The 12,781-nt window shown below is 46.0% G+C and carries 11 protein-coding genes; 4 read left to right on the top strand and 7 right to left on the bottom strand.

The genetic code is table 11. The features are described 5' to 3' along the window. Window positions 1-81 precede the first annotated feature (81 nt). From IPO96_01730 to IPO96_01750, 5 genes are all read right to left on the bottom strand, one after another. On the bottom strand, window positions 82-654 hold the full coding sequence (locus IPO96_01730) for a hypothetical protein (protein QQS65256.1): 573 nt from the start codon (window positions 652-654) through the stop codon (window positions 82-84). 87 nt (window positions 655-741) lie between these two features. Continuing rightward, complete coding sequence (gene groL, locus IPO96_01735; GenBank protein QQS65257.1) at window positions 742-2,382, bottom strand: chaperonin GroEL; 1,641 nt, start codon at window positions 2,380-2,382, stop codon at window positions 742-744. A gap of 39 nt (window positions 2,383-2,421) precedes the next feature. Continuing rightward, on the bottom strand, window positions 2,422-2,688 hold the full coding sequence (locus IPO96_01740) for a co-chaperone GroES (GenBank protein ID QQS65258.1): 267 nt from the start codon (window positions 2,686-2,688) through the stop codon (window positions 2,422-2,424). Window positions 2,689-2,803: 115 nt separating this feature from the next. Then, window positions 2,804-3,529, bottom strand: a complete 726-nt coding sequence (locus IPO96_01745; GenBank protein ID QQS65259.1) for a hypothetical protein — start codon at window positions 3,527-3,529, stop codon at window positions 2,804-2,806. 100 nt (window positions 3,530-3,629) lie between these two features. Then, entirely contained in the window at window positions 3,630-4,169 is a 540-nt protein-coding gene (locus tag IPO96_01750) for a hypothetical protein (GenBank protein ID QQS65260.1), read from the bottom strand. Window positions 4,170-4,248: 79 nt separating this feature from the next. Between IPO96_01750 and IPO96_01755 the strand changes: the two genes are divergently transcribed. Both IPO96_01755 and IPO96_01760 read left to right on the top strand, forming a co-directional pair. Further along, window positions 4,249-5,115, top strand: a complete 867-nt coding sequence (locus tag IPO96_01755) for an amidinotransferase (GenBank protein QQS65261.1) — start codon at window positions 4,249-4,251, stop codon at window positions 5,113-5,115. Window positions 5,116-5,136: 21 nt separating this feature from the next. Continuing rightward, window positions 5,137-5,466 carry a hypothetical protein gene (locus IPO96_01760; GenBank protein QQS65262.1) on the top strand — a complete coding sequence of 110 codons (330 nt, stop codon included), beginning with the start codon at window positions 5,137-5,139 and terminating at the stop codon, window positions 5,464-5,466. Window positions 5,467-5,541: 75 nt separating this feature from the next. On the opposite strand, the gene murE is transcribed toward IPO96_01760, so the two are convergent. Next, on the bottom strand, window positions 5,542-6,861 hold the full coding sequence (murE, locus tag IPO96_01765; GenBank protein ID QQS65263.1) for a UDP-N-acetylmuramyl-tripeptide synthetase: 1,320 nt from the start codon (window positions 6,859-6,861) through the stop codon (window positions 5,542-5,544). Between the two features lie 401 nt (window positions 6,862-7,262). Here murE and tsaD point away from each other — a divergent pair, with 401 nt between their 5' ends. Next, window positions 7,263-8,369: a tRNA (adenosine(37)-N6)-threonylcarbamoyltransferase complex transferase subunit TsaD gene (tsaD, locus tag IPO96_01770; protein QQS65264.1), complete on the top strand. Its 1,107-nt coding sequence runs from the start codon at window positions 7,263-7,265 to the stop codon at window positions 8,367-8,369. Between the two features lie 758 nt (window positions 8,370-9,127). Continuing rightward, the gene (locus IPO96_01775) at window positions 9,128-11,671 is read left to right on the top strand and encodes a valine--tRNA ligase (GenBank protein QQS65265.1); all 2,544 of its coding nucleotides are present in this window, start codon (window positions 9,128-9,130) and stop codon (window positions 11,669-11,671) included. A gap of 252 nt (window positions 11,672-11,923) precedes the next feature. Here IPO96_01775 and IPO96_01780 read toward each other — a convergent pair whose 3' ends face one another. Then, window positions 11,924-12,772 carry an HAD-IA family hydrolase gene (locus tag IPO96_01780; protein QQS65266.1) on the bottom strand — a complete coding sequence of 283 codons (849 nt, stop codon included), beginning with the start codon at window positions 12,770-12,772 and terminating at the stop codon, window positions 11,924-11,926. Window positions 12,773-12,781: the final 9 nt, after the last annotated feature.

A 12,781-nucleotide genomic window follows, 5' to 3' on the forward strand; every position in this document is an offset into this window, starting at 1 on the left:
CCTGTTATGTAATATTTTAATATATTGTAAAAGTACCATATTGCGGGCGCTTTTATTCTTGTGTGGATTTGTCTTTTAGGGCTAATTACTTTGTAGGAGTTTTTTGCGGGAGATTAGGTAGCCAGCAGTGGTCGCACCAATAAAAATCGCCACAACGTCACCAGGGCCACTGTTTGGTATCTTACCCTCGGTTGGAACATTGGATTGACCTGTTACGGCTTGTGCGCTACTAGCAGCAGCTTTGGCTACAGCCTCTGCATCAGCCTTCTTCTTAGCAGCCTCAGCTTCGCTTGCCACTCTTGCAGCTTCGGCCTCTGCAGCCTTTTTAGCAGCTTCAGCGTCAGCGGCAGCTTTTTTGGCGGCCTGCTCTTCATCGGTTGTCGAAACTCCGCCTTCACTGGACACAACACCGTCAGCTTGATCGGCTTTTTGCTCAACAATTGTAGCTACTTGTTTGGCGTTGTCATTACCTTTTAGCTTGCGCCATGCCCAGCGGCCGCCAAAAAAGGCGCCCATAATCACAGCGACCGTAACAATCAGACTCAAAAGAGCTAAAGCCCAGGCGCTAGCCGAGTTATTTGCCCGCTTAGCAGCATAGTACTCCTGTAGTTCTGGTATGTCGGTGTCAGCTCTCTGACGCTTGAAAAATGCCATAAGTAATACTCCTAATCGCCCACCATTAACGATTTATGTAGCTATTGTACTACAAATTCTACACTTTTGCAAGCAGATTTTAGGGTTCTACATCATATCCATGCCGGCTTGGCCCATAGGGGCAGCTGGTTTTGGCTCTGGTACGTCAACTACAAGCGCGCCCATCGTCATGCTCGTCCCAGCAATCGAAACAGCGTTTTGGATAGCTTCTTTAGTAACTCTGGTAGGGTCAACCACACCAGCGGCTTTCATATCTACTAATTTGTCGGGGTTGCTGACATCAACACCTTGCCCCGGCTTGGCCTTACGGACTTGTGGCAGCCACTCGTCAGGGTTGAGCCCAGCGTTTTCAAGAAGGATTCTAAAGGGTTGTTCTAAAGCGCGGAACAAGATACTACCACCGAATGACTCTGCTCCTATGCCACTTCCTACAGATGCTGCGGAGATCAGATTGATCAAAGTAACGCCGCCGCCAGGCACAACTCCCTCGGCCATTGCCGCCTTTACAGCTGCTACAGCATCATCAACACGGAATTTCTTCTCTTCTATCTCTGTTTCGGTAGCACCGCCAACCTTGATCACAGCCACTTTGCCCGAAAGCGCGGCCTTCCGTTTATCTAATTGGTCAGTGTCAAAAGTGCTCTTTGAAGCCTTACTCTGTGCTTGTATCTGGGCAATTCTCTCTTTGACGACGCTGGCCTGGCCGGCGCCCTCGATGATTGTTGTCTCGTCTTTTGTGACAATCACTTTACGAGCCGATCCAATCATCGATAGGTCGGAGTTTTCAAATGTGGCACCCTGCTCTTCACTGATCACAGTTGCGCCCGTTAAGACAGCTATGTCATTTAAAATGTCCTTGCGGCGATCGCCAAAGCTAGGTGCTTTAACAGCTACTGTGTTGAAAACGCCTTTGAGTCTGTTCAAAATCAAGACGCCAAGCGCCTCAGCCTCAACATCTTCGGCTATCAGAACTAGGTCTTTTTTGCCTGCCTGAGCCAGCTTTTCTAGCAGTGGCACAAGGTCTTGGACATTGCTAATTTTCTTGTCAGTAACGACGACAGCTGGCTTGTTATAGACAGCTTCCATACGTGTTGTGTCTGTGACCATATATGGGCTAACGAAGCCTTTGTCAAACGTAAAGCCTTCGACTACTTCGCTTTCTAACTCTAGGCCCTGGCCCTCTTCTACCGTAACAACCCCATCGCGGCCGACTTTTTCCATAACATCAGCGATCAGTTTGCCAATCTCGGCATCACCTGCACTAATGGTCGCAACCTCGGCCACACGGCCTTTTTTGCCCTCGATAGGCTCACTCATTTTTCCTAAACCAGCCAAAACCTCCTGAGCTGCAGACTCAAGACCTTTTCTGAGCTGCATAGGGTTATGCCCAGCCGCAATCAGCTTATTGGCTTCGTTCAAAATATGATAGGTCAGCACAGTGACGGTCGTGGTACCGTCGCCAGCGACATCGTTCATCTTGCTTGCTGCTTGTTTGATCAGTTCTGCACCTACTTTGTAGCCCAGAGTCTCATCATCAACGTCACCGATTTCTACACCTTTGGCAACAGTTACCCCGTCGTGTGTGACGGTCGGACCACCATACGATTTGCTGATTACCACGTTACGGCCTTTAGGCCCCATAGTTGTTTTCACTGCGTCATAAAGCAGCTTAGCGCCGCCCAGCACCCTACGGCGAGCATCGTCATCGTAAAACACCTTTTTTGCCATTGTTTCTTCCTTTCGGTTTCAGATTTTTGAATAAAGTCTTTAAGCTAGGATCGCGTAAATGTTCTCGGCTTTGACTAGCAAATAAGTTTTGCCTGCAACTTTTACCTCTGTATTACTATAGCCGCCATAGATGATTCGATCACCCTTTTTGACGTCTGCTACATTCGGCCCGACAGCTTCTACTTCAGCAGTTTGAGGCTTTTCTTTGGCGGTTTCGGGCAGGTAAAGACCACTTGCCGTTTTACTAACCGCCTCTTCTTGTACAGCCACGACATAGTCCGCCAGCGGCTTAATAGGTACACTCATTAGTACTCCTCACTAATTAATACTTAAGATGTGATTAACTGATGTAATCTCGCAAATACACACCAGTTTCTAGCACTCACTATACCAGAGTGCCAAAATCCATGTCAACACACGATTAAAGTTTGGAGAATCGAGCTTTTAAGCTCGTTTTGGCGACCTTCTCAAAAGCGTCTGTAATTTTTTCGTAATCGACAAAGTCAGATTCTTGATTTACTGATTCTGTATACTCACCTAATACATGTGCGCTGACGAATCCTGCACGATACAGTGGCTTCCTACCACTAATAAGCCTGCTTAGTAATAACGATGCCCCCAAAAGATATAGATCGTTGGCTCTACCTTTGTGTCCATTTTCTAGTGAAACATTTGGCTGGGACTTTTCTAGATCAATTGCCACAAACTCGTTTTCAGGACCAAATGCTGCATTCTTAGCTTGAAAGTCTCCGTGCACAACCCCCTTTAAATGCATGCCCGCTATTCCGTTAACTGCTGTGGAAATAGCAGGTTTAATCGACCTATAAAGTGATCGATCTGCTATATCAACATCTAGGTTTAACTGTCCAACGGTTTGTAGTCCCCTGTAACGATCTACTGCTAGATATGTTGCATAATTACCTAAATATACCCCATGCAAATTAGGGGTATTAATCCCCAGTTTTACTACGGAATTAATTCTTCCGGCCTCATTATAGGCGCGCCGCGTAACCGTATGAGGCTTAACTATAATCTCATTACCGCCTGTAAGTATTCCAGAAAACACCCCATGCCCAGAAATTAAAGGATCAGGCGTCCAGTATGGGTTTGGGCGGAAGCCAGGAATAACTGTTTTAGCTTCCAGCATATGATGAGAATATTCAGGTGTTTTTGTAAGTGTTTTCATAAAATTTGTAAATCAGGTTACCTAGATCAATTTAGATTATATCACATATTTTATTAATTTACTAGTATTCATCAACGTAGCTTTCTAGAATGCGCGGAATCTGTGCCCAGTCTTTTACAATGGTAATCTTATTCTTGCGAATCCTTTTAGGCTCGCTGTCATGCTTAGCAACTAACAGTATCCCACCAACTATATCTTCTATCATGTAATCGAGAACATCTATTCTGTCGTCAATGAAGTGTGTGATACCTGTATCCCTAACTATCCCAGCCTTATCTTTCCGCTCAAGACAAAAGTGCATATTTTTTGACTTTAGCCCTGTCCGTTCAAAAAAATTATTATGTTTTAGCCACTCTACGGATCGATTTTGAATTCTCGGACCACATTTGGAAACTAAATGAATTTCTTCCCATTTCATCGATTTATGAAGAAAGCTAATTGTGTCGACTGCACCTGGTATCTCAGGAGTTTTTAAAAAATCAGGGCCAATAATAGATTTATTAGGGTTATCTGTATCGGCTCCAATAATTACTCTCCCTATATCAATTCCTAGTTTCCATTTAGGGGTGCTTGGGGGGAATTCTGGATTATTATGTAACATATTGTAAATACTATTATAACATCAATTGTAAATAATTCGAGTTTTTTTCGCAGGATCTATTTTGTACTATTATTCATGGATGACCAAAATAAACACTAAAGTTCTAATGAGCGGGGCGGAGTTTTTTGACGATGCTCAAGCCATCAACTCATACATGGACGACCACGTACCTGTCGATGTTGCAAAAGCCGTAGCTGAGCACAACGAGATCATGCGCTGCTTTGCAGAAGCTGGCATAGAAGTAGTCAAAGTCGATCCTCCTAAGGCCTGCCAAGATGGGGTTTACACAGCCAATTGGGCGCTGGTTATTGGCGGCAAAGCTGTACTGTCAAATCTACCTAATGCCAGAAAAGCCGAAGAGCCTTACGCCCACGCCGAGCTACACAAACTGAGCTTAAATACAGTTAAACTCCCGCCCGAATTGCGATTCAGTGGTCAGGGCGATGCCCTACCTTGTGGCGACTACGTTTTTGTCGGCAGCCACTACCGCACAAGCCCAGAGGTCCACCCAATTCTAGAGAAAGAATTTGGTAAAAAAGTGATTGGTGTCCAGGCCATTCCACAGCTTGACCAGGCTGGCCAGCCTGTTGTAAACAGCTTTTCGGGATGGCCCGACAGCTACTTTTACGACCTTGATCTGGCAATTGCAGTAATACGACCAAATCTGATAGCTTGGTGCCCGGAAGCGCTAGTGTCAGAGTCACAAGCCGCGATTAGGGCTATAGAAGGCATAGACAAAATAGAGGTTAGCTTAGAGGAAGCGCTCGGCGCAAGTGCCTGTAACCTCGTTTCGACTGGCGAGACAGTAATCATGGGGAGTAGAGCGCCAAAACTGAAAGCAGAGCTAGAATCTCGAGGTCTCAAAGTGCTCGCACCTGACATTAGTGAGTTAATGAAAGGTGGCGGCTTCATCCGCTGCACTAGTTTGACACTAGACAATTTATAAGCTTTGTGCTATAGTATAATTATGCACAATCCAGAAAAACCTCAAAACATTATCCCTCTAGACAGACTTCGCGTAGCCCTTGAAGAATCGCAGACTGGCTCTTACTCTGATCCTGCAACTAAAGAGCAGTTACCTAATAGCCCCTACAAAGGTGTAGAATTTGCCGACTTCAGTCACCCTGGAACGACTAGCGGTAGACTAGATATTACGGCCAGAATTGCCGCAAGCTACGATAATTCTCGACCGCCATCTTCTCCACCTAAAACCCCTGCCTCAAAACTTGGCAAGATCATACAGTTTCCAAAAAGACCTAGCCATACCGACATTCCAGAACCTCCGCAAGCATCCTAAAGACTAGAAACCAACTACAACTAAAACACTTCAACCTCTAAAGGCGATGCGTGTGATGCAGCGGTTACTCGCCGGCTACTTAGGTTTTTCACGCAAGATCTGCCGAGTTAGGCCTATCTCGTCCCAAGGATGCTCGCCGTCGGCTCGCTCGATGGTTTTCTCATGGCCTTTGCCGAGCAGGATTACTGTGTCGCCTTTTTTGGCTTGTGACAGAGCAAACTTGATAGCCTCGGTACGATCCAAAATGGTGTAAAGGTCTTTGCCTTCGACTTTGCCTGCCTCGCGTGCTCCTTCGGCAATCTGCGCCATAATCTGATAACCGTCGACATCGCGGTCGTCCTCTTCTGTCACCACCACAATATCGCTTACCTCGCCAGCTAAGCGCCCCTGAATCGCGCGCTTACTTATGTCGCGCCGGCCGGCTGATCCAAACAGGCTAATTAACCTACCCTTCACTACTGGTCGGAGGTCTTTAAAAAGTTTTTCGAAGCTATCGGGCGTATGAGCAAAATCAACAATCACATCAAAATCTTGACCTTCGTCGATCCGTGTCATTCGCCCCTCGACACTTTGCAGAGCAGCAATCCCGCGCTCAATCTGCGACGGCTTTAAGCCCAGACTGGCGCCGACACACACAGCAGCAAGGCTGTTGGCGGTGTTAAAGCTGCCTGGCAAATTACATTTTATGTCCAGCTTTTGGCCATTTACCTCTGTGTTATAGCTGCAGCCCTTAGGCGTCAGCTTGAGATTTCTTGGCCAAACAATCTTGGGGTCATCAGATTTTTTGAGCGAGTAGCCAACGACATTTTTGATATCATCGGCAAAATACTGCGCACTCGGATCATCAGCATTGATAACACCAATTCTGCGGCCACCATGATTGCGATTAGCTTGTTTGAACAGCTTTCGCTTGGCGTCTCGGTAAGCCTTAAAACTGCCATGATAATCCAAATGTTCATGAGTTAGGTTGGTCAAGACAGCGATATCGAAGGGCACTCCTAAAACTCGGTATTGCGCTAGAGCATGACTTGTGACTTCAAGTACCAGCACTTCCATGCCTTCCCTTCTCATTTTTTCAATTCGGCTAAGCAGCAGGCCGATTGGCTGGCTGGTCATATGATGAATCTGGGCCTCTAGCTTGTCGTCAACACCATAAGCAACGGTTGTCATAAGACCAGCCTTAATCCCCGACTCTACCAGCATACGGTGGATCAAAAAACAGGTGCTGGTTTTGCCATTCGTCCCTGTTACACCTATCACTTTTAACCCCTTAGCTGGCCAGCGATGCTTTATGCTTTCAGAAAAAGCCACTGCAAAATGTTTGGGCAAAACAGCCTTGTTATATAGCTGGCCTTTCAGCATTTTTTCTGCCACTTGTTTGGCTCGTAAGTTCATTGACTCAATTATATCCCGCAGGTCAGGTATTTAGGAAAATATTCAATAACGATCAGTTCATAAATTTTACTAAAACCGAAGGGCCAGCCAAGATCTATCATCCCGTAAGCTACCTCCATACATTAAACACCCCAATCAATCAACCCGACTTCAGTTCATAATTCACAACATAACTCACACTATTTAACACCTCTAAAACTCCAAATTCACATTTCCCTCCTCTGTATAAGGACGGACCTTATACAGAGGAGTTGGGCGTGAATTGGGCGGTTTGCTCAAGATTTAGAGTGTTGTGGAGGTCTGAGTTATGGTTAGATCGCTATATGGCTTTGCCCAACAGGTCTAAGGAGCACCGGCTAGCCTTGGTTCTTACCTCTTATCTCTGCTACCATGTAACAGATATGATCGTTTTAGGGATTGAAACCAGTTGCGATGAAACTTCGGTCGGGATTGTCGAGCTTAACGATACAAGCAAAGGGGCGACACTCTATGCCAACGCCGTGCTTTCAAGCATGGACTTACACACAAAATACGGTGGAGTTGTACCCGAAATAGCTGCCCGTGAACATATCAAAGCTATGCCTATCGTTATCGAAAAAGCTTTTGAGCAAGCTGGCATGAGTTGGGAAGATATAGATGCTATAGCCGTAACTAACGGCGCCGGGCTTGGCGGATCGTTGCTTGTCGGTGTAATGACTGCACGAACCCTAGCCATTACCCAGAACAAACCACTATATGCCTGCAACCACGTCGAAGGTCATGTGTACGCTAACTTTTTAACAAGCCAACAGTCAACAGAAGACAGTCGACAGAAAACTCAACTTAGCAACTACCAGCTACCATCTACCACACCCCAGTTCCCTATCCTTGCACTGATTGTCAGCGGAAATCATACTCAACTAGTCCTCTTTAAAGATCACTTTGATTATAGGTTACTCGGCCAAACTCACGATGATGCTATAGGTGAGGCTTTTGATAAATGCGCCAAAATAACTGGTCTCCCCTACCCTGGTGGCCCGTCGATTGCCGCCAAAGCCAAAGAGGGCGATACTCAAGCCTTCGATCTGCCAAAAGCGAAAATGCCAGGTAAGTACGACTTCAGCTTCTCTGGCGTAAAAACCGCTACTCTAAGACAGGCTCAGGCCATGTGTGGTGAGGATTTCACCTTTCCGTCTAAGAACCTGCCAGAACGCCTCTCAGAGCCTCAGAAGGCCAACATTGCTGCCGTGTTCCAACGTGTCGCGATCGAAACCGTGGTCGACAAGACAGCTTTGGCTTACGAAGAGTTCGGTCCCGCTTCTGTGATCATCGCAGGTGGTGTCGCCGCCAGCACGGAGCTACGCCGCCAACTATCTGAACGTCTGCCGATGGACATAAACTATGCCGATATCAAGCTATGCACGGACAATGGAACTATGATTGCCTGCCTTGGGGCATACAAAGCTCTATTAGGCCAACCCAAAGCCGAGCCATACTCTCTAGAAATCAATCCCAACCTATCTATGTAACCCCAGCTCGACATAAGGCAACCCAAGTAAACAGGAATTACACGTTTGCACCTTTTTGGCGAAAATCTCCGTTCCGTGCTCACCGTACGTTAAGTACGGCTCGGCTTGCGGTACTCTATTTTCATCCGAAAATGCACTAAACACGTAATTCCTGGTAAATATACATTTGTATCTGTAAATCTAATCACTACGGCGTATTTTACGTAACAACAGCTACGTAAGATACGACAGAAAGCAATCTTTACTAGCTAAAATGTATATTTATAGGTGTCGTTATGTCGAGCTGGGGTTACGTAGTAAATATAGCAACGTTATGGTCTCTGTATTTGATAGTATTGACGAACTATGATATGCTTATGCTTGTAAAACAAAAATGGTTGTACTGACTGCAAGCCAATGCGGTTCGCACTTTTGAGACAAAATACAACTTAGACAGGAGCTAACAGATGACTTTCACGTGAAAGTTTATGTTGGTTTTTGTCTTTTTTTGGTATTTTTACCGTTTTATGGTCACCTTTCATTACCGTAGCCTTCATGTGGTCGTGTGAATACGCTCCCCTCGACCTTCCTGTTCAATGTTCTATGTCATGGCTGACAAATATTGCCTGCCGGCCTCTCTTGCAACTAAAGTATGCTGGTTTTATATTCAACTCTAAGAAGCTGGGGTTCTCCTCATGACAGGCGTCTCATGACTCTTGTCTCGCTTGCTTCTTGCTTATGCTTTATACTTACCACTTTCTACTTTATACTTATTTCATATGGAGTTACCGAAGGCTTACACACCTTCTGACTACGAGTCAGACATTTATGCGCTCTGGGAGAAGAGTGGTGTTTTTGAGCCCACCGAAAAAGGTGAACCATACTGTATGGTTATGCCGCCACCGAATGCGAATGCTGGCTTACACATTGGCCACTCGCTATTTTTTGCCATCGAAGATGTAATAATCCGCTACCAAAGAGCTCGAGGCAAGTCAGTTTTGTGGCTGCCAGGAGCCGATCATGCTGGTTTTGAAACACAGGTTGTCTACGAGAAGCACCTAGCAAAAGAGGGTAAGAGTCGTTTTGATCTTACCAGAGAAGAGCTCTACGATCAGATATATCAATTTGTAGACGGTAATAAAGAAAGATTTTTCAATATCTTTCGCTCACTAGGTGCTAGCTGCGATTGGAGTAGGTTCACGTTTACCCTAGATGATAAGATCATAAAAACTGCCTACCAAACATTCAAAAAAATGTGGGATGACGGTTTGATTTACAGAGGTGAAAGATTAGTTAATTATTGCACCGAACATCGCACCGGCTTCGCCGATATTGAGGTAGAATACAAAACTGTTAAGACTCCACTTTACTACATCAAATATGGCCCTTTCACGTTGGCGACAACAAGACCAGAAACTAAGTTTGGCGACACTGGCGTAGCCGTCCATCCAAACGACGAACGTTACAAGCAGTGGGTTGGCCAGACGGTGACGGTCGAAGGAGTAAACGGGCCGTTCGAGGTCAGAGTAGTCGCCGATGATTTCGTCGATCCTAACTTCGGTACGGGGGTCGTCAAGATTACACCTGCGCACAGCTTTGACGACTGGGACGCTGCCCAGCGCCACAACTTGCCACCAGTTCGCGTAATCAACCACGACGGCAAAATGAACCACCACGCCGGCCCGTACGAGGGCATGACGGTTTTAGAAGCTCGTCAGGCAGTTGCCAAAAAACTAGATGAGATGGGGCTGATTGAGAAAGTTGAAAAAGATTACGAAACCAGGATTGGCCTCTGTTATAAGTGCGGCACGGTGATAGAGCCAATGCTACTGGACCAGTGGTTCGTTAACATGCGAAAGCTCGCAGAACCAGCAATCGAGGCACTGCAAAAAAACAAGATCAAGTTTTACCCAAACGCCAAACAGGATCAAACGATTTTGTACTTACAGAACGTCAAAGACTGGAATATCAGTCGGCAGATTGCTTGGGGGATACCAATTCCGGCTTTTCAGAATATAGACGACCAGGACGATTGGATATTTGACGACAGAGTAGAGCAACACACAATAGAAATTGATGGTAAGGTTTACCGGCGCGATCCCGACGTTTTCGACACTTGGTTTTCAAGCAGCCAGTGGCCATTTGCAACTCTTGGCTTCCCCGATTCTGATGACTTCAAGAAGTTCTACCCAAATGCGATTATGGAGACAGGGCAGGACATTCTCTACCAATGGGTGGCACGAATGATCTGTCTGGGGTTATACATCACAGGTGAGATTCCTTTTAAAGACGTTTACCTCCATGGCATGGTTAGGGCCGAGGATGGGCGTAAAATGAGTAAAAGCCTAGGAAATGTCGTCGATCCAAATAAGTACTTAGCAGAATACGGCTCCGATGCTCTTCGTATGGGTATGCTTGCAGGCAGAAGCGCGGGCTACAGTGCTGCTTTTGCTCCGGCAAAAATCACTGCTGGTCGGAACTTCTGTAACAAGCTGTGGAACATAGCCAGATTCATTCAAGTCAAAATAGGCGATAACGAAGTCTCTATATCTGCCAAGCCGGAAACTATAGTAGATCATTGGGTGTTGAGTAAACTACAACAATCATATATCGAGGTAGGGAAGTTGCTCGATGACTACCGCTTCAGTGAGGCTTATGACCTTGTCTACCATTTAGCCTGGGACAGTGTTGCTGACTGGTATATTGAGGCCAGCAAGGGGCAGGGAAGTGCCGACATGATGGCTACCGTGCTTCACCACATTTTGATATTAGTGCACCCGTTTGCGCCTTTCGTTAGTGAAACAATCTGGCAAACCTTAGCTTGGGAAAAGGGTGTTTTAGCCGGTCAGACCTGGGAGAAGTTAGGTAATGCCAACTCCGATGAGGCTGCTAACTTCAATATGATTATTAAGCTCGTAACAGAGATAAGAGCAATTTCATCGGATCTGAAAATTAAGTCTTTCACGATGTATTACTCCGACGGGGAACTGATCGAAGAAAACGCACCACTGATTAAACGGCTAGCCAACCTCACAGATATAAAGAAGGTAGACGATGGCGCTGGTCTATTCTTGAGCTCAACCGAGTACCGCGTCTGGCTAGATATCGACCACGCTACTGCCAAGGTATACACCGACACACTGAGTAGCAAAGCCATTGAGCTCAAAAAGTCTATTGCCAACTTGCAGGGCAGACTGGCCAACAAAGCCTATCTCGAGCTAGCGCCACGCGAACTGGTCGAACAGACCGAACAGGAGCTAAAAGCCGCTCAGACGCGTCTAGAAACGCTCACGGCCGACCTTGAACGCTTCGAGAAACTATAAGTAAACCCCCAAATTAATCTAAAACACCCATAGCCAACGCTGCTTCACATTTCTCTCCTCTGTATAAGGTCCGTCCTTATACAGAGGAGAGAAATGTGAATTTGATGATTTACAGGTGTTAGTTTTTTGGATTTAGTTGTGATTTTTTTGCGAATTTTTATGAGTAAGCATCGACTCGCTGTAGCGCCCCAGTGCTGATGGCGAGAAGCAGCCCACTGAGCTTGCTATATTTTACAGGCTTAACATTAAGCTCTAGCCGAGGGCGTTTTTGATTCTTTTGATCGACTCTTCGGGGTAATAATCATCGAACCACATTACCTTCCAGCCGCATTTCTCGGCGGCCATGAGATTGGCGCGCGAATCATCGATAAATAAGATTTCCTCAGGGAGTACACCTGTTAATCCTTGCGCGATTTCGTATATTTTTGACTCGGGCTTAATAGCGCCGACTTCGGAACTGTCTACCACTGCAGCATAGTCGAGATGTGGAATCACACCTTTGTCGATCATAATCTGGATAAAACCGGGCATGATGTTGCTTAGTAGGCCAACCTGATAACGTTCAGCCGTCCATTCCAAAAGTTCTTTCATACCATCAATTGGCTCGATTGCTCCCAGGTAATAGTCAGTCCAGTCTACGCTGCTAACTCCTAATGTTTTGGCAAGAATATCATTAAAATCACTAAGTTTCATCTCGCCACGACAAACAGCGTCGTTGTAATGCCAGAATAGTGTCTCAATGCGATCATTGGGCACACCCGTTTCCTCTGCTAATACCGAGAAAGCTTTGTGAAAAAAGCGAACCAAACAACCATTAATATCAAAATAGATAAATTTTAGCGACGACTTCTGTTGCAACGATTTTGCGGCGTGCGGCAAACCCATTAGCTCGTCTAATGAAACCTTCGTAACTTGGGCGATTCGCTGGATTGTAAAAACAGATGGAGTTTTGATCGCACCACGTTCAATCTTGGCCAATGTTGAATAAGACAAGTCTGTTGCCTGCGCTAGCTGCTGCTGTGTTAGCCCGGCCGATTGGCGTGCTTGTTGCAAACGTTTTCCAAGACTAACTTCATCAACGGCTTCTGTATCGCCACCCATATTCATAAG

The sequence above is a fragment of the Candidatus Saccharibacteria bacterium genome (genome assembly GCA_016700315.1).
In the GTDB taxonomy this organism is placed as follows: domain Bacteria; phylum Patescibacteriota; class Saccharimonadia; order Saccharimonadales; family SZUA-47.

Excerpts from the sequence above, each read along its gene's own strand:
- IPO96_01755 (QQS65261.1), top strand. The coding sequence starts at position 4,249 with ATGACCAAAATAAACACTAAAGTTCTAATGAGCGGGGCGGAGTTTTTT.
- murE (QQS65263.1), bottom strand. The coding sequence starts at position 6,861 with ATGAACTTACGAGCCAAACAAGTGGCAGAAAAAATGCTGAAAGGCCAG.
- IPO96_01750 (QQS65260.1), bottom strand. The coding sequence starts at position 4,169 with ATGTTACATAATAATCCAGAATTCCCCCCAAGCACCCCTAAATGGAAA.
- IPO96_01730 (QQS65256.1), bottom strand. The coding sequence starts at position 654 with ATGGCATTTTTCAAGCGTCAGAGAGCTGACACCGACATACCAGAACTA.
- IPO96_01775 (QQS65265.1), top strand. The coding sequence starts at position 9,128 with ATGGAGTTACCGAAGGCTTACACACCTTCTGACTACGAGTCAGACATT.
- groL (QQS65257.1), bottom strand. The coding sequence starts at position 2,382 with ATGGCAAAAAAGGTGTTTTACGATGACGATGCTCGCCGTAGGGTGCTG.
- tsaD (QQS65264.1), top strand. The coding sequence starts at position 7,263 with ATGATCGTTTTAGGGATTGAAACCAGTTGCGATGAAACTTCGGTCGGG.
- IPO96_01740 (QQS65258.1), bottom strand. The coding sequence starts at position 2,688 with ATGAGTGTACCTATTAAGCCGCTGGCGGACTATGTCGTGGCTGTACAA.
- IPO96_01745 (QQS65259.1), bottom strand. The coding sequence starts at position 3,529 with ATGCTGGAAGCTAAAACAGTTATTCCTGGCTTCCGCCCAAACCCATAC.
- IPO96_01780 (QQS65266.1), bottom strand. The coding sequence starts at position 12,772 with ATGGGTGGCGATACAGAAGCCGTTGATGAAGTTAGTCTTGGAAAACGT.
- IPO96_01760 (QQS65262.1), top strand. The coding sequence starts at position 5,137 with ATGCACAATCCAGAAAAACCTCAAAACATTATCCCTCTAGACAGACTT.